Source organism: Streptomyces millisiae (genome assembly GCF_031845425.1).
GTDB classification, from domain to species: domain Bacteria; phylum Actinomycetota; class Actinomycetes; order Streptomycetales; family Streptomycetaceae; genus Streptomyces; species Streptomyces millisiae.
Map to the genome: position 1 here is coordinate 16,723 of NZ_JAVREM010000026.1, position 23,310 is coordinate 40,032.

General features: G+C 72.7%; 22 protein-coding genes. 11 read left to right on the forward strand and 11 right to left on the reverse strand.

Annotated features, from left to right (window positions below):
- Positions 1-6: 6 nt before the first annotated feature.
- A complete protein-coding gene (locus tag RNC47_RS19690) occupies positions 7-1,902 on the forward strand; it encodes a hypothetical protein (RefSeq protein WP_311600513.1) in 1,896 nt (631 codons plus the stop codon).
- Between the two features lie 22 nt (positions 1,903-1,924).
- Here RNC47_RS19690 and RNC47_RS19695 read toward each other — a convergent pair whose 3' ends face one another.
- The 7 genes from RNC47_RS19695 to RNC47_RS19725 form a co-directional block, all read right to left on the reverse strand.
- On the reverse strand, positions 1,925-2,581 hold the full coding sequence (locus RNC47_RS19695; protein WP_311600515.1) for a DsbA family oxidoreductase: 657 nt from the start codon (positions 2,579-2,581) through the stop codon (positions 1,925-1,927).
- Positions 2,578-2,721, reverse strand: coding sequence for a hypothetical protein (locus RNC47_RS19700; protein WP_311600517.1), 144 nt, complete (start codon positions 2,719-2,721; stop codon positions 2,578-2,580). The genes RNC47_RS19695 and RNC47_RS19700 overlap by 4 nt, the downstream gene beginning before the upstream one ends.
- Before the next feature lie 102 nt (positions 2,722-2,823).
- Positions 2,824-3,591, reverse strand: coding sequence for an NPP1 family protein (locus tag RNC47_RS19705; protein ID WP_311600519.1), 768 nt, complete (start codon positions 3,589-3,591; stop codon positions 2,824-2,826).
- Positions 3,592-3,813: 222 nt separating this feature from the next.
- On the reverse strand, positions 3,814-4,857 hold the full coding sequence (locus tag RNC47_RS19710) for an NAD(P)-dependent alcohol dehydrogenase (RefSeq protein WP_311600521.1): 1,044 nt from the start codon (positions 4,855-4,857) through the stop codon (positions 3,814-3,816).
- A 151-nt stretch (positions 4,858-5,008) separates the two neighbouring features.
- Positions 5,009-7,555 carry an alpha-L-arabinofuranosidase C-terminal domain-containing protein gene (locus RNC47_RS19715; RefSeq protein WP_311600523.1) on the reverse strand — a complete coding sequence of 849 codons (2,547 nt, stop codon included), beginning with the start codon at positions 7,553-7,555 and terminating at the stop codon, positions 5,009-5,011.
- Positions 7,556-7,579: 24 nt separating this feature from the next.
- Positions 7,580-8,734, reverse strand: a complete 1,155-nt coding sequence (locus tag RNC47_RS19720; protein ID WP_311600525.1) for an aldose epimerase family protein — start codon at positions 8,732-8,734, stop codon at positions 7,580-7,582.
- A 259-nt stretch (positions 8,735-8,993) separates the two neighbouring features.
- Positions 8,994-10,040, reverse strand: a complete 1,047-nt coding sequence (locus RNC47_RS19725) for a LacI family DNA-binding transcriptional regulator (RefSeq protein WP_311600526.1) — start codon at positions 10,038-10,040, stop codon at positions 8,994-8,996.
- Between the two features lie 106 nt (positions 10,041-10,146).
- Between RNC47_RS19725 and RNC47_RS19730 the strand changes: the two genes are divergently transcribed.
- From RNC47_RS19730 to RNC47_RS19740, 3 genes are read left to right on the forward strand one after another with little or no spacing between them, the layout of a single operon-like run.
- On the forward strand, positions 10,147-11,421 hold the full coding sequence (locus RNC47_RS19730; RefSeq protein WP_311600528.1) for an ABC transporter substrate-binding protein: 1,275 nt from the start codon (positions 10,147-10,149) through the stop codon (positions 11,419-11,421).
- A gap of 28 nt (positions 11,422-11,449) precedes the next feature.
- Positions 11,450-12,424, forward strand: a complete 975-nt coding sequence (locus tag RNC47_RS19735; RefSeq protein ID WP_311600530.1) for a carbohydrate ABC transporter permease — start codon at positions 11,450-11,452, stop codon at positions 12,422-12,424.
- On the forward strand, positions 12,421-13,302 hold the full coding sequence (locus RNC47_RS19740; protein ID WP_311600532.1) for a carbohydrate ABC transporter permease: 882 nt from the start codon (positions 12,421-12,423) through the stop codon (positions 13,300-13,302). The genes RNC47_RS19735 and RNC47_RS19740 overlap by 4 nt, the downstream gene beginning before the upstream one ends.
- On the opposite strand, the gene RNC47_RS19745 is transcribed toward RNC47_RS19740, so the two are convergent.
- Positions 13,292-14,254: a GlxA family transcriptional regulator gene (locus RNC47_RS19745; protein WP_311600533.1), complete on the reverse strand. Its 963-nt coding sequence runs from the start codon at positions 14,252-14,254 to the stop codon at positions 13,292-13,294. The genes RNC47_RS19740 and RNC47_RS19745 overlap by 11 nt on opposite strands.
- Before the next feature lie 142 nt (positions 14,255-14,396).
- Between RNC47_RS19745 and RNC47_RS19750 the strand changes: the two genes are divergently transcribed.
- The 6 genes from RNC47_RS19750 to RNC47_RS19775 all read left to right on the forward strand — a co-directional run bounded on the left by RNC47_RS19750 (position 14,397) and on the right by RNC47_RS19775 (position 19,884).
- On the forward strand, positions 14,397-14,819 hold the full coding sequence (locus RNC47_RS19750) for a DUF6010 family protein (RefSeq protein WP_311600534.1): 423 nt from the start codon (positions 14,397-14,399) through the stop codon (positions 14,817-14,819).
- A 197-nt stretch (positions 14,820-15,016) separates the two neighbouring features.
- The gene (locus RNC47_RS19755) at positions 15,017-15,394 is read left to right on the forward strand and encodes a DUF2255 family protein (RefSeq protein WP_311600535.1); all 378 of its coding nucleotides are present in this window, start codon (positions 15,017-15,019) and stop codon (positions 15,392-15,394) included.
- Between the two features lie 237 nt (positions 15,395-15,631).
- Entirely contained in the window at positions 15,632-16,330 is a 699-nt protein-coding gene (locus tag RNC47_RS19760; protein ID WP_311600536.1) for a TVP38/TMEM64 family protein, read from the forward strand.
- A gap of 181 nt (positions 16,331-16,511) precedes the next feature.
- On the forward strand, positions 16,512-17,060 hold the full coding sequence (locus tag RNC47_RS19765) for an RNA polymerase sigma factor (RefSeq protein WP_311600537.1): 549 nt from the start codon (positions 16,512-16,514) through the stop codon (positions 17,058-17,060).
- Positions 17,061-17,077: 17 nt separating this feature from the next.
- Complete coding sequence (locus RNC47_RS19770; RefSeq protein WP_311600539.1) at positions 17,078-17,971, forward strand: hypothetical protein; 894 nt, start codon at positions 17,078-17,080, stop codon at positions 17,969-17,971.
- A gap of 113 nt (positions 17,972-18,084) precedes the next feature.
- Positions 18,085-19,884, forward strand: coding sequence for an ABC transporter ATP-binding protein (locus tag RNC47_RS19775; protein WP_311600540.1), 1,800 nt, complete (start codon positions 18,085-18,087; stop codon positions 19,882-19,884).
- A 417-nt stretch (positions 19,885-20,301) separates the two neighbouring features.
- Here RNC47_RS19775 and RNC47_RS19780 read toward each other — a convergent pair whose 3' ends face one another.
- Positions 20,302-20,919, reverse strand: a complete 618-nt coding sequence (locus RNC47_RS19780) for an HAD family hydrolase (protein WP_311600542.1) — start codon at positions 20,917-20,919, stop codon at positions 20,302-20,304.
- Positions 20,920-21,067: 148 nt separating this feature from the next.
- Here RNC47_RS19780 and RNC47_RS19785 point away from each other — a divergent pair, with 148 nt between their 5' ends.
- Entirely contained in the window at positions 21,068-21,646 is a 579-nt protein-coding gene (locus tag RNC47_RS19785) for an HAD family hydrolase (RefSeq protein ID WP_311600544.1), read from the forward strand.
- 115 nt (positions 21,647-21,761) lie between these two features.
- On the opposite strand, the gene RNC47_RS19790 is transcribed toward RNC47_RS19785, so the two are convergent.
- Both RNC47_RS19790 and RNC47_RS19795 read right to left on the reverse strand, forming a co-directional pair.
- Complete coding sequence (locus tag RNC47_RS19790; RefSeq protein ID WP_311600546.1) at positions 21,762-22,259, reverse strand: haloacid dehalogenase-like hydrolase; 498 nt, start codon at positions 22,257-22,259, stop codon at positions 21,762-21,764.
- 460 nt (positions 22,260-22,719) lie between these two features.
- On the reverse strand, positions 22,720-23,295 hold the full coding sequence (locus tag RNC47_RS19795) for a hypothetical protein (protein WP_311600548.1): 576 nt from the start codon (positions 23,293-23,295) through the stop codon (positions 22,720-22,722).
- Positions 23,296-23,310: the final 15 nt, after the last annotated feature.

Consider the following 23,310-nt stretch of genomic DNA (forward strand, 5'->3'; position numbering starts at 1 on the left):
GCACGGGTGATCGAACGCGAGATCGTTCCGCTGCCGCCCGACCGGATACCGGGCGGCACCCGTGACTGGCGCTCCGCCGACGCGCACCGCTGGCTCGCGGCGGGGCCCGCCCGCTGGTCCCGGCCCTGGTGGGCCGTGGGCGCGCTGCTGGTCGCCGGCGTCCTCGCGCTCGCCGTCTCGCCGGCCCCGGTCTGCTCGGAGGCGGCACCCTGCGGCCCCGAGTGGTCGGGGGCGCTGCTCGCGGGCCTCGCGCTGCTCCAGCTCTACTGGGTCTGGCGGCTGCCGGGCCTCGCCCTGCTGACCCTGGGCCCGACCACCGCCCTCTGCCTGCTGGCCGACTCGGCGCTCGGCGCGGCCGAGGACGTCGGCCGGCTCGCGGTGCTGCTGGCCGCCGGCTTCGCGCTGGCGAGCGCGGGCCACCGGCGGGCCGCGCACCACGCGCAGCGCCGGCTCGCCCTGGACGCGGCGGGACCCGCGCGACACCCGCTGCCGCCGGCCGCCGCCGCGTTCAACCGCGGCACCTTCTCGCTCGCCGTCGGCTCGCTGCTGCTCGCCGGCGCGACCCTCGCGGCCTGGCAGGGCGCGCGCGGCGTCTCCGACTTCGAGGCGCGCGCCGCCCGGGCCACCGTGGTCAGCGCCGAGGTCACCCGGCGGGGCGAGGACGAGATCTCCCTCGCGCTGCCCGGCGAGGAGGAGCCGAGGACCGTCGGCGCCTACGCGGAGGACTACCCGGTGGGCGGCGAGATCGCGGTGCTGGTCGACGGCGACTGGCTGCGTCTGGTCGCCGAGCCCTACGACGCGGCCGGCTGGCAGTTCCTGATGCTGCTGCTCGGCGTGCCGGGCGTCGGCTTCCTCGCCAACGGCCTGGACGGCCGGCGCCGCGCCCAGTCGCTGCGCTCGGCGCCGCTGCCGACCCTGCGGGTGCTGGTGGCCGAGGACCACCGGGGCCGCACGGTGGTGCACCCGGTCGACGACCCGGCCGGCGACCGGCCGGTCCTCTCCTTCGACTCGTTGGCCGCACTCGACGACGCGGACGAGGAAGCGGACGGGGGCGCGGAGCCGGCCGAGGACGAGAGGTCGGCCGCCAGGGCCGCGCTCGACGCGGCCCTCGGCGCGCTGCGCGACGCCGACGAGCCGTCGCCGCTGCGCGAGGCAGTGCTCTACGGCGCGCCCCGGCCGGGCGGCGAACTCGCCCTGCTCGCCGTCGTCTTCGGCGAGCCGGTGCTTGAGTGCTCCACCTCGCCGGTCAGGGCGGCGCGGCCTCCGGCGCCGCGGCCCGCGCCCGAGCCGCGCCCCCGCCGCTCCCGACGCCGGGCCGTGGCGGCCGACCCCACCGCCGGCGCGGCCGTGGAGGCCGCCGCGGCCAGGCTCGGGCCGAACACCGAGCCGCTGAGCTGGTCGGCCGGCGCCGTCTCGCGGTTCGTCGGCCTCGGTCTGCTCCTCGCCCAGCTCGGCCTGGTGAGCACCCTCGGCTCCGGCGATCCGGCCCCGCACTGGCTGCTGCTGCTCGGCCTGCCGGCCGCCCTCGGCACCAGCGCCACCGCCCTCAACTGGCGGATCACCGCGGACCGTCGGGGCCTGTGGCTGGCCGGCGGCTGGCGGGTGCGGCACATCCCGTGGGAGCGGCTGACCACCGTGCGGCACGAGGGCGACGACATCCGCTTCGGCGTCGGCGGCGCCGAGCCGGTGTCGCTCGCCTTCACCGGATTCGCCTGGCTGGAGCGCCGTCTCGGCCACCAGCCACGCGCCGCCCGGGCGGTCGAGGAGATCCGCGCGCTGCTGCGCCACCCGGAGCTGCGGCCCGAGCACGACGCACGGGCCGCCGACCACGGCGCCCCGCTCGGCCCCGTGCTCGTCGCGGTGCTCGCGCTGACCGCGATCACCGTGCTGCTCCTGTGGTGAGGGGCGCCGACCCGGCGCCGCGTCAGCGGCCGGCGGTGGCGCCCTCGTAGGCCTGCCGGAGCGCGGCGGCGAAGGTCTCGGTGGGCTGGGCGCCCGACACCCCGTACCTGCCGTCCAGCACGAAGAACGGCACGCCGCTGATGCCGAGCCGCCTGGCCTCGGCGAAGTCGGCCCGCACCTCGGCCGCGTAGGCGTCGCCGGCCAGGGTCTGGCGGATCTCGTCCTCCGGCAGGCCGACCTCGACGCCGAGCCGCACCAGCGTCTCGTGGTCGTCGACGACCTCGCCCTCGCCGAGGTGCGCGGCGAGCAGCCGCTCGTGGGTCCGGTCGCCGAGGCCGTGGGCGGCGCCGAGGTGGGCGAGCCGGTGCGCGTCGAGAGTGTTGACCGACACGGCGCGGTCCAGCCGGTACGTCAGTCCCTCGGCGGTGGCCAGGTCGGTGACCCGCTGGGTCATCTCGCGCACCTGCGCCGGCGAGCCGCCGGTCTTCCTGGCCAGCACGTCGAAGGTGGGCTCGCGGACGCCCACGGGGTGGGAGGGGTCGAGCTGGAAGCTGTGCCAGCGCACCTCGACGTCGTCGGCGTGCTCGAAGGAGGCGAGGGCGGTCTCCAGGCGGCGCTTGCCTATGAAGCACCAGGGGCAGACGACGTCCGACCACACGTCCACGCGGAGGGTGCTCACAGCTGGCACACCCCGTCCACGCAGACCGGGCCGGCGTCGGAGCCGAGGACGATGAGCCCGGGCGCCTCCGCCGGCGCCTCCGCCATGGTTTCCACCTCTTCCACGTGCTCCGGGGTCTCGGTGGGCTGAGAGGTCGGCATGGTGGCTCCCACGGGTCGGGGTCGGTTACTTCTTGTGCCTGACCCCACTGTACGCAACCGCCGGGGCGTTCCGGCGGGCCGGGCGCCGCGCTCAGGAGTCGCTCAGGAGTAGGGGTCGAACGGCACCCCGGCGGGCAGGGCGCGGTCCAGGTGGGAGGCGAAGCTCGCGTCCCTCAGCCCGAAGGTGGCGGAGCCGAAGTCCGCCTGGCTCAGCCGGTCGCGCAGCCCGGCCGGGTAGCCGTTCCAGCCGACCAGCGGCGGGTACTGCCAGGTCCCCTCGTGGTTCTCCGGCGGCTCATCGTTGGCGTTCGCGGGGCGGAAGCAGTGGGTGCTGACGCCGTCCTTGTGGTAGACGATCTTGGGGTGGGTGCCGTCCCAGCGGATCTGGTCGGCGCGGTATATGTCGAAGTCGCCGTGGGCCGAGGTGGCGACGTACTGCGCCTGGTCGTTCCGCACCCAGACGACGACGTGCTCCCAGTCGTGCCGGTGGCCGCCGAGGCCACTGCCCGCCACCGCCTGGTCCTTCTCGAAGTAGAGCGCGTACATCACGGCGCACCACTCCCCGTCGCACCTGGTGCGGGCGTAGCCGTTGGTGTTGTCCAGGTCCCAGGCGTCGCGGCACTGGCCGTTGAGGGCGCCGCTGGGGTTGAGGCCGCCGTTCAGGGCGCCGTCCGGGCCGATGGCGGGGGTGGGGTAGCAGCCGTCGGTGTCGTAGTCGTAGGCCGGCTGGAAGGTGCGCTCCAGCGCGTCGGCGTTGGCCGGCAGCGCCCGCGGCGGGTCGGCGAGCGCGATGCCGGGCAGGCCGACGACCAGCGCCAGCGCGCCGCCGATGACGAGGGCGGCCCTGCGGATGTGCGCTCTCTTCCTCATGCGTCCTCCCGGTCTGCGCCCAGCGGATCCCGTCGACATTGTCATGCCCAGACCATGATTGGGGAACCCCGGTGACGCGGGCCGGCGCGACGCGTGTCCGCCGGTTGAAGCCTCGGCCAACAACGCACGCCCGCCCGGGAGTTCACCCCCGGGCCCGGACAGCGCCGCGCCCCGTGCGGAGCGCCCGGGGGCGCCGCTCCGCACGGGGCGGGAGGTGGCGGTTCAGTTCAGCGTCGAGACGTCGATCACGAACCGGTACCGCACGTCGGAGGCGAGGACCCGCTCGTAGGCCTCGTTGATCTTCTCGGCCGGTATGACCTCCACCTCGGCGCCGATGCCGTGCTCGGCGCAGAAGTCCAGCATCTCCTGGGTCTCCCGGATGCCGCCGATGGCCGAGCCGGCGAACGACTTGCGCGCCATCAGCAGCGAGAACACGTTGAGCGACAGCGGCTCGGCCGGAGCGCCGACGTTGACGAGGGTGCCGTCGACGGCGAGCAGCGAGAGGTAGGCGTCGAGGTCGATGCCGGCGCTGACCGTGTTGACGATGAGGTCGAAGGAGCCGGCGAGCCGCTCGAAGGTGCCGGGGTCGCCGGTGGCGTGGTAGTGGTCGGCACCGAGCCGCAGCCCGTCGTCGCGCTTCTTCAGCGACTGCGAGAGCACGGTGACCTCGGCGCCCATCGCGCGCGCGAGCTTGACGGCCATGTGCCCGAGCCCGCCGAGGCCGACGACGGCCACCCGGCGGCCGGGTCCGGCCTTCCAGTGCCGCAGCGGCGAGTAGGTGGTGATGCCGGCGCACAGCAGCGGCGCGGCGGCGTCGAGCGGCAGCGCCTCGGGGACGCGGACGACGAAGTCCTCGGTGACGACGACGTGGGTGGAGTAGCCGCCCTGGGTGAGGGTGCCGTCGACGTCCACGGCGCCGTAGGTGCCGATCATGCCGTTGGCGCAGTACTGCTCCTCGCCGCGGCGGCAGGCGTCGCACTCGCGGCAGGAGTTGACCATGCAGCCGACGCCGACCCGGTCGCCGACGGCGTGCCGGGTGACCTCGGGGCCGACCTCGGCGACGATCCCGACGATCTCGTGGCCGGGCGCCAGCGGGTAGCTCACGGGACCCCACTCGCCGCGGACGGTGTGGATGTCGGAGTGGCAGATGCCGGCGTACCTGATCTCGATCAGCACGTCGCGCGGGCCGACGTCCCGGCGCTCGATGGTGGTCGGGGCCAGGGGCCCGGTGGGGGATGTCGCGGCGTAGGCCTTGACGTTCAGCACGTTTCTCCAGCGTGGCAGGTGGGTGGGTCTGGTGGTACGTGCTCCACCCTGCTCCCCCGGCACGCCACTAGGAAGACCGTGGCGTGCCGGGGAGCCGTGTTCGGGGTTGTGCCAGGGCCCCCCACGGGCCCCGGCGCGTCGGCGCCCGCGGTCAGCGGGTCGGCACCCGCAGGAAGGTGACGGAGTGGGGCGGGAAGGTGTAGGTGAACCGGTGGTCGACGCCGCGGAAGGTGGACTCCCGGGGCGCGATGGGGCGTTCGGTCTCGCCGTTGACCGCCTCCGGGTCGCCGGTGAGCGTGGTGACGTGGGCGGTGCGGCCGACGTTGGCGCGGCGGCCGAGGTCGATGGCGGTGACGGCCTCCTCGGCCTGGGCGTTGACGACCTTGATGATCAGCTCGCCGGTCTCGGCGTCCCGGGTGACGACCTGGCGGAAGGGCTCGGGGGTCGGCTCGGTGAAGCTGCCCCACTCCTCGCCGTCCAGGAAGAGGGTGACCTCGCGGCCCCGCACCTGGACGCGGATGTCGTAGGCGCGGCCGGTCTCGATGGTGGTGCCGTCGGAGACGAGCTCCGACTTGGCGCCGCCGACGGCCTGTTCGACGGCGGAGCGGGTGTTGCCCCAGCCGCCGAGGTTCCACCAGTAGTAGTCGCCCGTGCCCTGGACGCCGAAGCCGATCAGGAAGCCCTCGCTGCCCGAGCGCTTGGTCGCGGTCACCTCCAGGTCGTAGTTCACCCAGTCCCGGTCGCCGGCGACCAGCATGTTGTCGGTCGAGGTGGTGTCGGCCTGGACGAGGGCGCCGTCCGCCAGTGACCAGGTGCCGGCGCCGGTGCTCGGCGACCACTGGTCGAGGCCGCCGGAGAAGTCGTCGGTCAGCAGCGTCTCGCCGTCCGCCGAGGTGACGGTGACGTCGTCGTAGGCGGCGCTGGTGGCCCAGGTGGCCAGGCCGACGGCGCCGTCGACGTCGCCGCCGAGGCCGGGGGTCGTGGTGGCGCGGCTCGGCACCACCCGGTCGCCGGTGTTGGTCGCGAAGAGCCGCTGCACCTCGTAGCTCGCGGAGCCCCAACTGGCGTCGTTGTCGAACCAGATGAGGTCGGGGCGCCACTGGGTGCCCTGGGTGTGGGCGAGCAGCGGGGCGTAGGAGGCGAGGCGGACGACATCGGCGTTGCGCTCGAGTCCGGTCATGTAGGCGGCCTCGGCCAGGGCGTTGGCGAAGCGGTTGTCGCGGGAGGCGTACTCGCCGAGGAACACGTCGGGTCCCGCGCGGTCGTAGGAGTCGTAGCGCTCGTTGTTGCTGAGGAACCAGTTGGGCGCCATGTAGTAGTGCTCGTCGACCATCGCGACGTCGGCCTCGCGGTTGAGGTCCCAGAGCCGGTCGAAGGTGGTGCCGCCGGCGGACGGTCCCGAGTTGCCGATCACGGTGATCTCGGGGTACTCGGCCTCGATGGCGGCGCGGAAGGCGAGGAAGTTCTCGAAGTACTCCTCGGGCAGGTTCTCCTCGTTGCCGACCGCGAGGTGGGTGAGGCCGAACGGTTCGGGGTGGCCCATCTCGGCGCGGACCGAGCCCCACGGGGAGTCGGCCGGGCCGTTGGCGAACTCGACGAGGTCCAGGGTGTCCTGGATGTGCCGGGCCAGCAGCTCCGGGTCGTCGGTGGCCCGGTTCTCGCCGCAGCCGGTGACCAGGGCGGGCACGACGGGCAGCGGCATGGCGCCGACGTCCTCCGCGAACTGGAAGTACTCGAAGTAGCCGAGGCCGTAACTCTGGTTGTAGCCCCAGAAGTTGTGGTTGACGGCGCGTTCCTCGACCGGGCCGACGGTCTCCTTCCACTGGTAGGAGCGTTCGCGCGGCCAGTTCGGCGCCTGGTACGCCTCGTGGCTGCCGGTGTTGACCAGGCAGCCGCCGGGGAAGCGCAGGAAGCCGGGTTCCAGGGCGGCGATCCGCTCGGCGAGGTCGCGGCGCAGGCCGTTCTCCCGGCCGCGGAAGGTGTCCTGGGGGAAGAGGGAGACCATGTCGAGGCGCACGGTGCCGCCGCCGGCGGCCGTCACGGTCAGCCCGCCGTCGGGGGCGGAGGCGGTGGCGGTGAGGGTGCCGGTGTACTTCGTCCAGGTGTCGCCCCGGACGGCGCGGGTCAGTTCGGCGGCGAGCGGGGTGCCGGCCGCGGTGTCGAGGGTGACGGTGAGCTCGGTGCCCTGGGGCTGGTCGGTGCGGGCCCAGACCGAGAAGTCGTAGGAGTCGCCCTCGGTGATCTCCATGCCGGTGAAGAAGCCGGCGTTGCGGACGCCGTATCCCGCGCCGGGCTCGGTGCCGCCCGCGAGGTCGAGCCTGAGGTACTGGCGGTTGGTCTCGTTGAGGCGGGCCGCGTCGTCGACGACGGTGGCGCTGCCGGTGGCGTCGCCGCGGGCGACCTCGGACCAGGCGGTCAGCGGGGTGTAGGAGGCGTGGTCCCGGGGGCCGAACTCGAAGGAGCGGTTGCGGACCAGTTCGGCGTAGAGGCCGCCGTCGGCGGCGAAGTTGATGTCCTCCAGGAAGACGCCGTACATGGTGTCGGAGATCTCGGGGCCGGCGCGCCGGGGGTCGACCGTGATCGTGTAGTCGGGGGCCGGGGCGGCCGAGGCCCCGGCGCCGGGTAACGCCCCGGCCGCCAGGGTGGCCGCGGTGGCCAGGATCAGGGCCGTGGCCGGGAGCGTGCGTGGTCCGCGCATCGTCGGGTCTCCTCCTCGGCGGGCTCAGCGGGTGGTGAAGGCGTGCACGGTGCTGGAGCGGTAGGTCTGCCCCGGGCGCAGCACGGTGCTGGGGAAGTGCGGCTGGTTCGGGGAGTCGGGGTAGTGCTGGGTCTCCAGGCAGAGGCCGTCGCTCTGCCGGTAGGCGTTGCCGGTGGTGCCGACGAGCGCGCCGTCGAGGAAGTTGCCGCTGTAGAACTGGACGCCGGGTTCGGTGGTGGCCAGGGTCATGGTGCGGCCCGAGGCGGGGTGGTGGAGGGTGGCGGCGTGGCCGGGGCGCCTGGTGACGCCCTTGTCGAGCACGAGGTTGTGGTCGAAGCCCTTGCCGTGGCCGAGTTGGGGGTGACCGCGGCGGATGTCCTGGCCGACGGGCTTGCCGCGCCGGAAGTCGAAGGGGGTGCCGGAGACGGACGCGAGTTCGCCGGTGGGGATGAGGGTCGCGTCGACGGGGGTGTAGCGGGCGGCGGCGATCTCCAGGCGGTGGTCGAGGATGCTGCCGGTGCCCTCGCCGGCGAGGTTGAAGTAGGTGTGGTTGGTGAGGTTGACAACGGTGGGGGCGTCGGTGGTGGCGGCGTAGTCGATGCGGAAGTCGCCGTCGTCGGTGAGGGTGTAGGTGACGGTGACGTCGAGGGTGCCCGGGTAGCCCATCTCGCCGTCGGGGCTGACGCGGTGCAGGGTGAGGGCGGCGGGCCCGGCGGGGGTGATCTCCCAGACCCGCTTGTCGAAGCCGGCGTTCCCGCCGTGCAGGCTGTTGGGCCCGTCGTTGAGCGGGAGTTGGTGGGTGGTGCCGTCGAGGGTGAAGCGGCCGCCGGCGATGCGGTTGCCGTAGCGGCCGATCAGCGCGCCGAAGTAGGTGGTGGCGGTGAGGTAGGGCTCCAGGGTGGCGAAGCCGAGCGAGACGTTGGCGGTCCTGCCGTGCCGGTCGGGGGTCTCCAGACGCTGGACGATGCCGCCGTAGCTGAGCACGGCGAGGCGGGTGCCGCCACGGGCGAGGGTCCAGCGGTCGACGCGGGTGCCGTCGGGCAGGTGGCCGAACGTTTCGCGGCGCGGCTGGGCGTCGCCGCGGCCTTCGGCGGCGGCCGGGGTGGCGAGGCCGGTGGTGGTGGCGGCGAGGCCGGCGACGGCGGCGGAGGCGAGCACGGTTCGTCGGTCGGGGGTCATGGGCGAGCGGCTCCTTGACTGGGGCGAGACGGCCATCCGATATCTCGAACATGGTTCGGAATTCGGGCCAGAACCTAGAGACGCCCTGACTGTTCGTCAAGCGATCCGGCGCCCCGACCGCCGCTCCGATCGATTCGGAACTTTTTGTCGAAAGCATTGACGCCCCTCGGGCCGTCTCCTACCTTCGGCGCACCGACCAGACGCCGTCTGGCATGCCGAACGGACGTGGAGGGGGGAAACGATGCGGCTCGGGAACGACCTAGCCTTGCGCCGGCGGCGCGGTGCTGCCCCGCAGGACCAGCTCGGTGGCCAGCTCGACCCTGGTCTGCGCCGGCTCCCGGCCCGCGGCCAGGTCGAGCACCATGGTCGCGGCGGTGGCCGCCATCGTGGCCAGCGGCTGCCGCACCGTGGTGAGCGGCGGGTTGGCCCACTGGCTCGGGTAGAGATCGTCGAAGCCGACCACGCTGAGGTCCTCCGGCACCCGGAGCCCGGCCTCGGCCGCCGCCCGGTAGAGGCCGAGCGCCTGCCCGTCGTTGCCGGCGAAGACGGCGGTCGGCGGCTCGGGCAGCCGCAGCAGCTCGCGCCCGTGGCGCAGCCCGGCCTCGTGGCTGAAGTCGCCGATCCTGACCAGCTCGGGATCGACCGGCACGCCCGCCATGTCCATCGCCGCGCGGAACCCGTCGAGCCGGGCCCGGCCGCACAGCACGTCCTCTGGCCCGGTGATGACGGCCACCCGCCGGTGGCCGAGGTCGAGCAGGTGGCGGGTGGCCGTCAGGCCGCCGCTCCAGTTGCCCGCGCCGACCGAGGGCCAGGAGTGGTCGGGCTCCCCCGTCGGGTCGAGCAGGACGAACGGGATGCCGCGGACCCGCAGTTGGTCGACCTGGGCGCCGGTGGCGCCGGAGAACACCGCGATCACCCCGGTCGGGCGGCGCACCAGGACCTCGTCCACCCACTCGCGCCCCGCCGCCGGACGCCCGCGCAGCTCGGAGACGACCACGGCCAGGCCGTGCTCGGCCGCCACCCGCTGCACGCCCTGGAAGATCTCGATGGCGTAGCCGCCGTCCACGGCGTGGAAGAGCAGGTCGATCAGCGGCGCCGGGCTCGCGGACTTCTTCTGCCGCCGGTAGCCGTGCTCCTGGATGACGCTCTCGATCCGCGAGCGGGTCCGCGGGGCCACGTCCGACCGCCCGTTGACCACCTTGGAGACCGTCGCCACCGAGACGCCGACGCGCTTGGCGATCTGCGCGATGGTCAGCGGCTGGCCCGCCGCGCTGTCGACGGGCGTGCTCCTGGCGGTCGAGCTCATGACGGCAAGTCTAACGGCACTGCCTTCGAACATTTCGAGGGCGGGACCGAACGCAGCGGACCCGGCGGCCCGCGCCCGGCCGCCCCCTCACGAAGGGACGAGAGCATTGCCCAGAAGCTCTGACGCCAGGCGCCTGGCGCTCGCGCTGGTCCTCGGCCTGCTGGTCACGGTCGGCTGTTCCAACCGCTCGGATCCCGGCAGCGGCGACGGCAGCCCCATCGAGTTCTGGTCGTTCTCCGGGATCAACCAGGCGGCCGCGGTCGCCGACTACGAGCGGGCGCACCCGGAGATCGACGTGCGGCTCACCGAGGTGGGCAGCTCCGTGGAGACGGCGCAGGCGCTCGTCACCGCGCTGTCCGCCGGCAAGGTCCCGGACCTGGTGCTGATCCAGGGCGACGACCTGCCGCGGTTCGTGGAGGAGCCGGACAACTTCCACGACCTGCGCGACTTCGGCGCCGACCGGATCAGGGGCGACTACCTGGACTGGGTGATCGCCCAGTCGACCGCCGCCGACGGGAGCGTGATCGGGGTGCCGACGGACGTCGGGGGCCTGGCCGTCGCCTACCGGACGGACCTGTTCGCCGCCGCCGGACTGCCCACCGACCGCGAGGAGGTCGGGGCGCTGTGGCCGACCTGGGAGGACTTCATCGACGTCGGGCGCCGCTACACGGCGGCCACCGGCGCGGCGTTCGTCGACAACGCCGCCACCAGCGTCTTCTACCAGGCCGTCAACCAGGGTTCGATGAAGTACTACGACGAGGCCGGCGAGCCGGTGTACCGGGAGAGCGCGCCGGTGCGCGAGGCGTTCGACCTGGCCCTGGAGGCCGTCGAGGCCGGCATCACGGCGGGCCAGAGCTCGTTCGCGGAGGGCTGGGGCGCCGGGATGCAGCACGGCGACTACGCCGCGCTCGCCGCGCCCTCCTGGATGCTCAACTCGATCCGCACCAACGCGCCGGACACCGCCGGCTCCTGGGACCTGGCCACCATCCCGGGCGGCGCCGGCAACTGGGGCGGCAGCTACCTGGCGATCCCGGCGAACGCCGAGAACCCCGAGGCCGCCTGGGAGTACATCCGGGAGACCCAGTCGCCGGCCGGCCAGCTGGACCACTTCACCGACTCGGGAGCGCTGCCCACCACGCCCTCGGTCTACGGCGACGAGCGCCTGGCGTCGTACACCGACCCGTTCTTCTCCGACGCCCCGGTCGGCCGCCTCTACACCGACTCGCTGCTCGGGCTGCGGCCGTTCCCCATCGGCCGGGACAGCTCCACCATCGGCCAGGAGTTCCTGAACGCCATCACCGACGTCGAGCAGGGCGGCGGTGATCCGGAAGGGGCCTGGGACCGGGCGCTGGAGAACATCCGGATCGCCATCGGGCGCTGAAGGACCACCTTTCAGGAAGCGAAGAGCCGTGACCACACTCCTCAGCCCGACGCCCGCCCCGCTCCCCTCCCGGAACCCGGCGCCCGCCGCCAAGGCGCCGACCAGGATCCGCCAGGGGATCGCCGAGCGGATCGCCCCCTACGCCTACATCGCCCCGTTCTTCGTGATCTTCGCGGTGTTCGGCCTCTTCCCGCTGCTGTTCACCTTCTATGTGGCGCTGTTCGACTGGAACCCGATCGGCGACCAGGTCTTCATCGGGACCGACAACTTCACCCGTCTCCTCGACGACCCGCGGTTCTGGAACGCCGCGCGCAACACGCTGAGCATCTGGCTGCTGTCCACCGTGCCGCAGCTGGTGCTGGCGCTCGGGCTCGCGCACCTGCTGCACCACGCCAGGCTCCGCTGGGCGGTCTTCTTCCGCATGACGATGCTGGTGCCGTACATCACCTCGGTCGCCGCCACCACCATCGTCTTCGCCCAGATGTTCGACCGCGACTACGGGCTGCTGAACTGGCTGCTCGGCCTCGTCGGGCTCGGCCCGGTCGACTTCGTGCAGTCCGGCTGGGGCAGCCACCTGATGATCGCCGCCATGGTCACCTGGCGCTGGTTCGGCTACACCACCCTGCTCTACCTCGCCTCGCTCCAGGCGATCCCCCGCGAGACCTACGAGGCGGCGGCCGTCGACGGCGCCGGCGGCTGGCAGCGGTTCCGGCACATCACCGTGCCCTCGCTGCGCCCGATCATCGTCTTCACCGTCGTCACCTCGACCATCGGCGGCCTGCAGATCTTCACCGAGCCGCTGCTGGTCTCCCGCGCCGCGCCGCTGACCTGCGGGCCGACCCGCGAGTGCCAGACGCTCACCCTCTTCCTCTACGAACAGGGCTTCGGCATGTTCCAGTTCGGCTACGCGGCCGCGATCGGCGTGGCCCTGTTCGTGATGGTCGTCGGCATCGCCCTCGTCAACTACCTCCTCACCACCCGCGTCCGCCCGGAGAAGCGATGACCACGCCCCGCCGCACCCCGCCGTCCCCTCCCCCACCCACCGGCCGCCGGCGCCGCCCCGTCGACCGGGTCCGCTGGTGGACCTACGCGCTGCTCACGCTGGCCGCCGTCGTCTGCCTCTTCCCGCTGTACTGGATGTTCGTGGTCGCCACCACCGACTCGGCCACCGCCACCCGGATGCCGCCCGAGGTCGTGCCCGGGGGCAACTTCCTCCACCTCGCCGAACTCGTCCTCACCACCGTGCCGTTCCTGAAGTCGGTCGCCAACAGCGTGATCGTGGCCGGCACCATCGGCGTCGGGCACGCCGTGCTGTGCGCCCTGGCCGGCTTCGCCTTCGCCAAACTGGCGTTCCGCGGCCGCGACGTGCTGTTCCTGGTCGTGGTGCTGACCATGACCGTGCCGACGCAGCTCGCGATCATCCCGCAGTACCTGATCATCTCCGAGCTCGGCTGGGTGGACACCCTCCAGGCCCTGATCGTGCCGGGACTCGCCAGCGCCTTCGGCATCTTCTGGATGCGCCAGCACCTGGCCACCACCCTCAGCGACGAGCTGATGCAGGCGGCCAGGATCGACGGCGCGAACAGCTGGCAGATCTTCTGGCGGATCGCCTTCCCCATCGTCCGCCCCGCCGCCTTCGTGCTTGGGCTCTTCGGCTACGTCACCGCCTGGAACGACTTCCTGTGGCCCTTCGTCGTCCTCAAGTCCCCCGACACCTACACCGTGCAGATCGCCATCAAGGCCCTGCAGAACAACTTCAGCGTCGACCTGGGCCTGGCCATGTCGGGCTCGTTCCTCGCCACCCTGCCGCTGATCGTGCTGTTCGTCCTCGTCGGCCGGCGCATGGTCTCCGGGATCCTCGACGGCGCCTTCAAGGGCTGACCGCGCCCGCCCGGGCGCCGAAGGCCCGACGGTAGGCGTGCGGGCTGACCCCCGTGGTGCGCTTGAAGCGGTCGCGGAAGGCGGTGGCCGAGCCGAAACCGACGCGCGCGCCGACGCGCTCCACGGAGTCATCCGTGGTCTCCAGCAGGTGCTGGGCCCGGCGGACCCGGGCGTGGTGCAGCCAGCGCAGCGGGGTGGTGCCGGTCTGCTCGCGGAACCGGCGGATCAGGGTGCGCGTCGACATGCCGGCGTGGGCGGCGATGTCGTCCAGCGTGACCGGCCTGGCCAGGTTCTCCCGCAGCCACTCCAGCAGCGGCTCCAGCGCCGAGCCGGCCGGCGCCGGGGCGTGGTCGTGCGCGATGAACTGCGCCTGCCCGCCCTCGCGTTCCAACGGCATCACGGAGAGCCGCGCGGCCTCGGCGGCCACCGCGGAGCCGTGGTCACGGCGGACCAGGTGCAGGCACAGGTCGAGGCCGGCCGCGGCCCCCGCCGAGGTCAGGATCCGCCCGTTGTCGGTGTAGAGCACGTTCGGGTCGACCTCGACCTCGGGGAAGGCGGCGGCCAACGACTCGGCGGCGAGCCAGTGGGTGGTCGCCCGCAACCCGTCCAGCAGCCCGCTCGCCGCCAGCGGGAACGTGCCGGTGCAGATCGAGGCGACGCGGGTGCCGGCGGCCGCGGCCTCCCGCAGCGCGGCACGGACGGCCGGGGTCAGCGCCGCGGTGGGCCGCGCGGTGCCGGGCACGATGATCGTGTCCGCCTCCCCCAGCCGGTCGAGACCCCAGGGCGCCCGCAACGTGAAGGCGCCCGCGTCCACCTCCGGCGCCTCGGCGCACACCCGGACCCGGTAGCCGGGGCCGCCGCCCGGCAGCCGGGTGCGGGTGAAGACCTCGATCGGGGTGGCGAGGTCGAACGGGATGACCTGGTCGAGGGCGAGGACGGCGACCGTGTGCACGCCTCGAACCTACCGCCAGCCACGACGCGGCCCGCTGGCGGTATCCCGTTGGAACCCGTCAGGAACGCCACTGGGACGGGCGCGCCCCGCTGACTAGCGTCGACGGGGCGCGACCCGGCGCCAGCAAGGAAGAGGACCCCGCATGCCGTTCGTTACGACCGTCCTGGCGCCCGTGGCCATCGGACTCGTCTACGTGACGCTGATGTCCCTCGTCCCCGACCGACACCGGCTGCGCCTCAACGCGGTCATGGTCGCCGGCGCGGGCGCCGCCTACCTCAGCGGCGGCGGCCTCGGCGGCTGGGAGTTCCTCTTCACCGTGGTGGCCACCTATGTCGCCTACCGCGGGCTCGACTCCTGGACCTTCGTCGGCGTCGCCTGGCTGCTGCACACGGCCTGGGACATCGCGCACCACGTCAAGGGCAACCCGATCGTCCCCTTCGCCCACGACTCGTCGCTCGGCTGCGCGATCTGCGACCCGGTCATCGCCCTGTGGTGCCTCGCCGGCGGCCCCTCGCCGCGCGCCATGCTCGGCCGCCGGGAACGGCGCGTGCCCGCCGAGGCCTGACGGCCGCCGCGCCCCGGCCGCCCTCGGGTGGTCGGGGCGCGTGGTGCGGGTGATACTGCCGAGTGTGGCGCGCGGTACCCGCCCCGAAGGAGACGAGCCGATGCGGGACGCCTGCCGGCGGCTCCGTCGCGCACCACGTCGCCGCCCGAGACGTCGCGCGGTCACCGAGGCCCGACCGCCCCGAAGGAGACGAGCCGATGCCGACCTGGACCGACGACGAACTCAGCCGCATCGAACACGCCGACGAACTCCACATCGCCCCGCTGCGCGGCGACGGCACCCCGCGCCCCGCCATCCCGATCTGGGTGGTCAGGGACGGCGACAGCCTCTACGTCCGCTCCTACCGGGGACCACAGGGCGCCTGGTTCCGCACGGCGCAGGGCAGCCACGAGGGCCACATCAGCGCCGGCGGCGTCGACCGCGACGTCACCTTCGTCGACGAGTCCGACCCGGCGCTCAACGAGCGGATCGACGCCGCCTACCGCGCCAAGTACCGCCGCTACAGCGCCGCCTACGTCGACCCCATGGTCTCGGCCCCGGCCCGGGACAGCACACTCCGGCTGGTGCCGCGGTAGGCGCGCCGTCGCGCCGCGACGGCGGGAACCACCGACTCACCGGCCGCGTGACCGTCGGCGCGAGGTGTACGCCGCCCCCGGTCGGCCGCACCCGCGCGGGACGTGCGCTCGCGCCACGGCGAGGGGCCACCAACAGCCACCGGCCGCCTGCCCCGCCGTTCACCACGACGCCTAGGTCGCGCGGGACGTGTTTGACTTGGGCTGGCCGCGTCCAACCTCCCGCGCCGCCGCGACCCCATGCCTGAGACGATCCCCCCTCCCTCCCCCGCCGCCCTCCCCTCCCGCGTCCTGTTCTCGCCCTGGGGGCGCCTCGCGCTGCTCGTCCTGCTGGTGGCCGGCGCCGGCTGCGTCGTGCTCGTCATCGGTCGGGACCGGCTGCTCGACGGGGCCGACGGGTGGTGGGCGGGCCCCCTCTTCGCCGCCGGCTACGCGCTCGGCACCCTGGCCCTGGTGCCCAAGCCGGCGCTCAGCGCGGCCGCCGGCGCGCTCTTCGGCCTGCCCTACGGGCTGACGGTCGCCGCCGTCGGCACCACGCTCGGGGCGCTGCTCGGCTTCGCCGCCGGCCGGCTGCTCGGCCGGGACGCGGCGCGCTCACTGCTCGACCGGTCGGCGGCGCTGAGCCGACTAGAGGAGCGGCTGACGGACCGGGCCTTCCGGGGCGTGCTGGTGCTGCGGCTGCTGCCGGTCGTGCCGTTCGCCGCGGTCAACCTGGGCGCGGCGGTCTCCCGGATGCGGTGGCCGCCGTTCGCCGCGGCCACCCTGCTGGGCACCGTGCCGGGCAACGCGGTGGCCGTCCTGGCCGGCGCCTCGGCCGGAGACCCGTCATCCCCGGCCACGCTCTGGCTGCCGGCGGCGGCCGTGCTGGCCCTGCTGGCCACCACCGCCCTGGCCCGCCGGGTACGGACCCGCCTCCCGGCGAGGGACGCGACACGCTGAAGGCACTGTCGGCGTCCCCTCGCCGCGCGGCCGTCCACGGCCGCAACCGCTCCGACTGTGCCGCCCCGCTCACCTGATCTCCCCAGGCGAAAGTTGTCGCGGACTGGCCGTAATCCGAGAGCTCGGCGGGACAGGTAAGAGGCGGGAAGCGGACGAGGCGAGCACCCGGTGGAGGACGGCGTTGGGCGGGGATCAGGAGGAGGACTTCGACGCGCTCTACCGGCAGACGTGTCTGCCGGTCTACCGGTTTCTGCGACGCAGACTGCCGGAGGAGCAGGCGCGGGACGCGCTGGGCGAGGTGTACCTCACGGCGTGGCGGCGCCGGGATCGGCTGTGGCGCGAGGCCCCGGTTCCCTGGCTGTACGGGATCGCTCGACTGGTCCTGCGTAACGGGGTACGGGCAGATGCCCGTTCGCAGCGGCTGCGTGAGGCGTTGAGGGAGGCGGCGAACGTCCCGACGCACACGTCCGGGGCCGGTGAGGATGCCGTGGAGCGGATGCGGGCGGCGCAGGTGCTGGCCGGACGGGCGGAGCGAGATCGGGAGGTGCTGATGCTCATCGCGTGGGAGGGGATGGAGATACCGGCGGCGGCACGGGTGATGGGGTGCAGTCCGGCCACGTTCTCGGTGCGGCTGCATCGGGCGCGAAAGCGGCTGGAGCAGGCTCTGCGCGAGGAGGAGCCGACGGCCCGGCTGACCGGGCCGTGGGTCCGTTGGGGGAGGCAGACGTGAGGGGAACGGGTGATGAGATGTCTCAGCGTGATGTCGACCAGGTACGGGCGCTGCTCGCGGCGGCGGATCCGGCCGCTGAGGTAACCGGTGTGCCTGGCGATCTGTCCTGGCGGGTGCCGGAAGAGGTGGCGGAGACCGTCGGGCGCCGCCCCGGTGGGGCGTCCTGGCGGCGCGCCGGCAGGCGCCGGGCGGCGGTGGCCGGGGGGCTGCTGCTGGCGGCAGCGGTGGCGGGCGCGGTGCTTGTCGCGCTGCCCGGTGAGAGCGCGGAGCCCGGGGTCGCGGTGCTGGACGGCGCGGGGGCGAGTGAGCGGCTGCCGTCGTGGTCGGCGAGAGACTGGGTGAGCTATGCCGACCACGTCGTGGTGGGGACTCTGTCCGGTGAGCGGGAGATCGCCGTATCGGAGGAGGAACTGGCCGCCGGTGAGGGGTACCTCGGCCGGTCGGGCACGCTGGATGTCCAGGACGTGTTGTGGAGCAGAACCGGAGCGCGACCGGCTCCCGCCAGCGGTCTCTCGCTGTCGCTGGTCGGCTGGACCTTCGACGGGGACGACCGGCAGCGCATGGCCATGGCCGGCGTACCGCGGATCGAGACCGGGCACACCTACATCTTCGCTCTGGCGTACACCAGCGAGGGCTGGGAGCTGCTGGGCTCGGGGGCGATCCTGCCGTACGACGAGGGAGTGATCGGCAACGGTGAATCGGCGGGCACGGTACGCGACGCCGACGAAGGACAGGCGGAACTCGCTGAGGCGGAGCGGGACCTCGCCGCTGAGCACAGCCTGGAGTTCCAGGTCACTGGCCACGATGGGGGCACGCTGGTGGAATTGCTGGCCTCCGCCGAACCCGACCCAGCGGCGGCCGGGTTCGGCGACCTCCCGGCCGACCAGCGGTGGGAGCGAGCCAACGAGTGAGACACCAGGGCGTCGCCGACGGTCCCGCCCCGGGGTGACCGCACCTCGCCCCGAACCCGCTCGCCCGGAACGGGCTTGCCGGCGGAGGCGCGAAGGGGATTGACTTGTCCCCCATGGAGAAAGCGCTTTCCCCCTCCTCTCCCCGTCCTCCACGGGCCACCGCCCTCGACCACCGCTACCAGGGCGAACACCCGATCCGCACCCTGGCCTACCTGCTGCGTCCCGACCGACCGCGGCTTCTCGCCGCCGTCGCCGTGTTCGCCGTCCGGCACAGCCCGCTGTGGCTGCTGCCACTGATCACCGCGAACATCATCGACGTCGTCGTCGAGCACCGGCCGATCGCCGAACTCTGGTACAACGCCGCCGTCCTGGGGTTCATGTTCGCCGTCAACTTCCCCTCCGCCGTGCTCTACTCGCGCCTGATGAGCACCACCATCCGCCGCCTGAGCACCACCCTGCGCTCCGCGCTCTGCCGGCGGATGCAGGAGCTGTCCATCGGCTACCACGCCCGGGTCAGCTCGGGCGTGCTGCACGCCAAGGTGGTGCGCGATGTCGACACCATCGAGGAGAGCCTGAAGCAGACCGCCGAGGTCGGCCTCGGCGCGATCACCACGATGCTCGGCGGGCTGATCGTCATCGGCATCCGCGCCCCCGCCTTCCTGCCGGTCTTCCTCGTGGTCGTGCCGGCCGCGGCCATTCTCATCCGGGTGCTGCGCGGCCGGCTGCGCAGCCGCAACGAGACCTTCCGCAAGGAGATCGAGCTCCTCTCCTCCCGGGTGACCGAGATGACCAGCCTCATCCACATCACCCGCGCGCACGGCCTGGAGAACGCGGCGCTCGGCCGCGTCGACGGCGTCCTCGACCGCGTGCGCACCGCCGGCTTCCGGCTCGACCTGCTGAACGGCCGGGTGTCGTCGCTCGCCTGGAACGTGCTGAACGCGCTCGGCGTCTGCTGCCTGATCGGCGCGGCGCTGGTCGCCTACTACGGCTGGCTCCCGGTCACCGCGGGCGACGTCGTCATGCTGAGCACCTTCTTCACCACCATGACGGCGGCCACCACCGCGCTGATGGGGCTGGCCCCGACCATGACCAGGGGCCTGGAGTCGGTGCGCTCCATCGGCGAGGTCCTCCAGGCCCCCGACCTGGAGAGCAACGACGGCAAGCGGGAGGTCGCCGCCGTCACCGGGGCCTTCGAGTTCCGCCGGGTGGACTTCACCTACGAGGGCTCCGACGAGCCGTCCGTCACCGAACTCGACCTGACGGTGCGCCCCGGCGAGACCATCGCCCTGGTCGGCCCGTCGGGCGCCGGCAAGTCCACGGTGCTCAACCTGCTGATCGGCTTCATCAGGCCCACCGGCGGCAGCATCCTGCTCGACGGCGTCGACACCGCCGACCTCGACCTGCGCAGCTACCGGCGGTTCCTCTCCGTGGTGCCGCAGGAGTCCATGCTGTTCGCCGGCACGATCCGGGAGAACGTCGCCTACGGTCTCGCGGACGAGGTCGACGAGGAGACCCTGCGGTCCGCCCTGGAGGCCGCCAACGCCTGGGAGTTCGTCTCCCGCATGCCGGACGGCGTGGACACCGTGGTCGGCCAGCACGGCGCCAGGCTCTCCGGCGGCCAGCGGCAACGGCTCGCCATCGCCCGGGCGTTGATCCGCGACCCCCGGGTCCTCGTCCTCGACGAGGCGACCTCGGCGCTCGACGGACGCTCCGAGGCCCTGGTCCAGGAGGCGCTCGGCCGCCTGATGCGCGGCCGCACCGTCTTCGTCGTCGCGCACCGCCTGTCCACCATCCGCGACGCCGACCGGATCGTGGTGATGGAGGGCGGCCGCGTCCGCGAGATCGGCACCCACGAGGAACTGCTCGCGCTCGACGGCCTCTACCGCCAGCTCCAGCCGGGCCAGGCGGCCTGACCGGCGGCCGGCGGGGTGCCGTTGCCGTGCCGTGGGGCGCGCTCTACCGCGCCCCCTCACACGCCGGACACGGATGTCGCGGGATGTCGGGGCAGCGAGCCGTGGCCGGCGCCGTGGTGGAGCGCGTCTGGGCGCTCTGCCTGCCGCTCAGGTACTCCCGCACGTGCGGCCAGGGTGCTGTCCCGCGGCCGGACTCCTCGTCCATGAGGCGACGCGGATCGCCGGCGCCGGTGCGGACGTACGCGTCCAGACGCCGCCCGGCGTTCCAACTCGCCTCCCGGGACGATGGGCCGCGGAGACCAGCGCCCGCCCCGGCCATCCGTCCTGTCACGGAGACGGCCTGCGGACGCGGCTCGTCGCGACTGCCCGTTCTCGGGCTTGGCGCTGCCTCGTACTGCTGCCACCGCCTTCGCCGAGTCACCGGATGGGACACGGCTTGAGGTATTCGATGAAGCCGGCGGCATCGCGGAACCAATGCGTCTGGAAGCCAAGTGCCCGAGCCGCCTCGACGTTGGTCCTCGTGTCGTCGACGAAGAGGCACCGCTCCGGGTGCACGCCGGCCGCCTGGCTCGCGCGTAGGAAAGCCTCGGATTCCGGCTTGGCGTACCCGAGGTCGCAGGACACCAGCAGCTCGGTGAACAGCTTGAGCTCCGGCTGCGTCGCTCGCACCACCTGCCAGTAGTCGTGGTCGATGTTGGACAGCAGTACCAGGCGATGGTTCTCGGACAGTACTTTGACCAGGTCGGCCATGCCGGGCATCGGCCAGGAGTAGGGCTCGAGCCAGGCGGCTTCGAACTGCGGGTAGGTCAGCGTGAGTCCGTTGGCGTCGACGAGTCGGCGGTGCACTTGCCGCAAGGTCACCGCGCCGGTGATGATCTCGTGGCGGGCCATGAGTCCGTCGAGGTGCCGAAGGGCGTCGGCGGGATCGGCGCAGTGCCTGGCGAGTCGCGCATGCACGATGTCATTGTCGAAGGCGATGATCACGCCGAAGAGGTCGAAGATGACGGCCTCGATGGGCGGCTCGGTTCGCTTCATGGACGTCTTCCCGTCGTTGTGGGATGGGCACAAGCAGCGTCGAGGTCGCACACCGCGGGTGGGAAAGTCGACGTGCCCCTGGTCCCGGGACGGGTCCCTCTCAGCCCGGAGATGGGACCTGGAGAGCCGCGCGGCACAATGGGGAGACGTGATTTCCTTCGACGCGGTGCTCTGCGACCTCGACGGCGTGCTCCGCCAATTCGACCATGGTGCCCAGGCCGACATCGAGGCCCGCTACGGGCTCCCCCTGATGCGCACCGCTTTCGACCCCGCTCTCCTCGGGCCGGCCACTCTCGGGCTTGTCACCGAGCGGGAGTGGGTCGACTCCATCGCTGTCGCCCTCGGCGGCGACGAGCGGGCCAGGCAGGCGGTTGCCGAGTTCGTGGCGGTGCCCTTCACGGTGGATGAGGAGGTCCGGGCGTTGCTGGCGAAGGCGCGGGAGCGGGTTCCGTTGGTGCTGGTGACCAACGCCACCGACTCCTTGGACGAGCACCTCGAGCGGATCGGGCTGACCCACTTCGCCGACGCCGTGGTCAGCAGCGCGCGAGTCGGCGTCGCGAAGCCTGATCGGCGCATCTACGAGATCGCCGCACAGCTCGCCGGCGTCGCGCCCGAGCGCTGCCTGTTCGTCGACGACAGGCTTGAGAACGTCGAAGGAGCCAGAGCGCTTGGCATGACCGGCGTCCATTACCGCACGGTGGCCGATCTCGCCGCGGCGATGGCATGAGTGCGCGCCAATCCTCCTGTGCGCAGGCGAGGTGGACAGGGCCCACTGCCTGACACGGACTGCCCGTCGTGCCGGTTCGTGGTGGCCTCCATGTCGGCGCTTCTGCGCTTGTCCTTCATTCCTCCATCCCGTGCGGCGCGCTTATGCCCCGACCTTGCGAGACTTCTCCGACACGGACGGAGACGCTGCCGGTCGCGACACCGACGGCGCGGATACCGTTCTCGACGGCCCCGATCATGTCGGCCGGTGTGTCGCCGAACAGCGTCACGTCCGCCCGGTCGATCGTCCCCCATCGGGCGGCCGCTCGCCGCAGGGCCGCGCGCACCAGACCAGGCCGTTCGTCGGCGTCTTCGCCGTAGGCGCCGACGTCCCAGTCGATGGGGCCGTCCAGCCCGTAAACCGCGAGCTTGACCTTGGCCGTGGCGCGGAGGTTCCCGGTCACGATGGTCTGCCGGACGTCGGGTTCAGTTGCCAGAGCGGCCAGCGCCGAGGCTGCTCCCGGTAGGGCGTGGCCCCACTCGCGGATCTCGGGCATGCGCGAAAGATGGAGTTCGGCGAGCCGCTGCGCGAAGCGCTCGAAGTCATCGCCCGCGGTGGTATCGACCTCGAACATGCGGCCCGGAGGACCTGGCGCGGACCCCGGAAGCGATCAGCATGGTGCGCCGCCTCGTCGAGCGGGTCCGGCCCACCTACCGCAAACAGACATTGGCGCTCGCCGCCAGATTGGGGGTCAGTTGAGGGCTGTGGTAAGAGTGGCCGGTGCCCGGTGCGACATCGGCCTCGAAGCAGACCAGGGCCGGTGCGATGGAGCCCTGCACACCATGCACTGAGCCTTTTCCCATCTGCCGTGCTGGCTCGGTAGTTGGCGTGACAGATGAGTGAAGCCCATGGTCGGCACGGGTTTACGATGAAGATCACCTTGCCGATCAGGCGCTTCATGCAACGCTCAGCGCCAGGCTCTGGAAGCCCAGATCAACGTCCTGCTGGAGGCTCACCCTCTTCCCCCGGGTCCTGACACCGATACCCGGCGTCGGCGTCAGGACCGCTGGGAGGACGTACGAACTCCGGCTCCCTCAGAGTTTGCCTTCCATGAGAACCGTGCGATGCCCCCCGAGCGCGCGGGAGAGACCTTCGATGAACCCGGGGCTGAAGTCGGGCCAGTCCCAGAACGTGAAACCGAGATACCCGAAGGCGAAGTAGTCATCCGACCAGGTCCACGCAGTCAGGTCACCAGGGCGCCGACAATGCGGGCAGGCGACTGCCGCGCTGCCTGTGTCGCTCCAGTCGCTGATGGCCTCACCGAAGGGTTCCCACGCACCCTCGATCTCCTCCAGCCGGTCGGTGTGGAAATCCGCCCGCCCGGCACAATGGGGGCACACCGCGAACCTGGGTTCGCCCTGACCGCAGTTGAATACGGTGCGGCTGGTCTCGATCCTGAGTCCGTCGCTGGGCTCCCAGTCCTCCTGACCGACCGCCTTGGCCCAGGAGGGACCGGGCGGATGCCCCGACGGCGCCCCGAGAACACAGTCGGTGAGCTCGGCCCGAACGATCCCCTCCCTGACCAGCCAGTCGAGTCCACTGTCTGCCAGGGTGCGGGCGTCCGCATGCGTGGCGTCGAGGTCGACGACGGTCTGAAAGTAGTTCCCCATGAGGCAACAGTAGAA

What these genes read in the sequence shown, in the direction of transcription:
- RNC47_RS19700 (WP_311600517.1), bottom strand. Translation starts at nt 2,721, where the DNA reads ATGCCGACCTCTCAGCCCACCGAGACCCCGGAGCACGTGGAAGAGGTG.
- RNC47_RS19705 (WP_311600519.1), bottom strand. Translation starts at nt 3,591, where the DNA reads ATGAGGAAGAGAGCGCACATCCGCAGGGCCGCCCTCGTCATCGGCGGC.
- RNC47_RS19715 (WP_311600523.1), bottom strand. Translation starts at nt 7,555, where the DNA reads ATGCGCGGACCACGCACGCTCCCGGCCACGGCCCTGATCCTGGCCACC.
- RNC47_RS19720 (WP_311600525.1), bottom strand. Translation starts at nt 8,734, where the DNA reads ATGACCCCCGACCGACGAACCGTGCTCGCCTCCGCCGCCGTCGCCGGC.
- RNC47_RS19725 (WP_311600526.1), bottom strand. Translation starts at nt 10,040, where the DNA reads ATGAGCTCGACCGCCAGGAGCACGCCCGTCGACAGCGCGGCGGGCCAG.
- RNC47_RS19740 (WP_311600532.1), top strand. Translation starts at nt 12,421, where the DNA reads ATGACCACGCCCCGCCGCACCCCGCCGTCCCCTCCCCCACCCACCGGC.
- RNC47_RS19750 (WP_311600534.1), top strand. Translation starts at nt 14,397, where the DNA reads ATGCCGTTCGTTACGACCGTCCTGGCGCCCGTGGCCATCGGACTCGTC.
- RNC47_RS19755 (WP_311600535.1), top strand. Translation starts at nt 15,017, where the DNA reads ATGCCGACCTGGACCGACGACGAACTCAGCCGCATCGAACACGCCGAC.
- RNC47_RS19760 (WP_311600536.1), top strand. Translation starts at nt 15,632, where the DNA reads ATGCCTGAGACGATCCCCCCTCCCTCCCCCGCCGCCCTCCCCTCCCGC.
- RNC47_RS19770 (WP_311600539.1), top strand. Translation starts at nt 17,078, where the DNA reads ATGTCTCAGCGTGATGTCGACCAGGTACGGGCGCTGCTCGCGGCGGCG.
- RNC47_RS19775 (WP_311600540.1), top strand. Translation starts at nt 18,085, where the DNA reads ATGGAGAAAGCGCTTTCCCCCTCCTCTCCCCGTCCTCCACGGGCCACC.
- RNC47_RS19780 (WP_311600542.1), bottom strand. Translation starts at nt 20,919, where the DNA reads ATGAAGCGAACCGAGCCGCCCATCGAGGCCGTCATCTTCGACCTCTTC.
- RNC47_RS19790 (WP_311600546.1), bottom strand. Translation starts at nt 22,259, where the DNA reads ATGTTCGAGGTCGATACCACCGCGGGCGATGACTTCGAGCGCTTCGCG.
- RNC47_RS19795 (WP_311600548.1), bottom strand. Translation starts at nt 23,295, where the DNA reads ATGGGGAACTACTTTCAGACCGTCGTCGACCTCGACGCCACGCATGCG.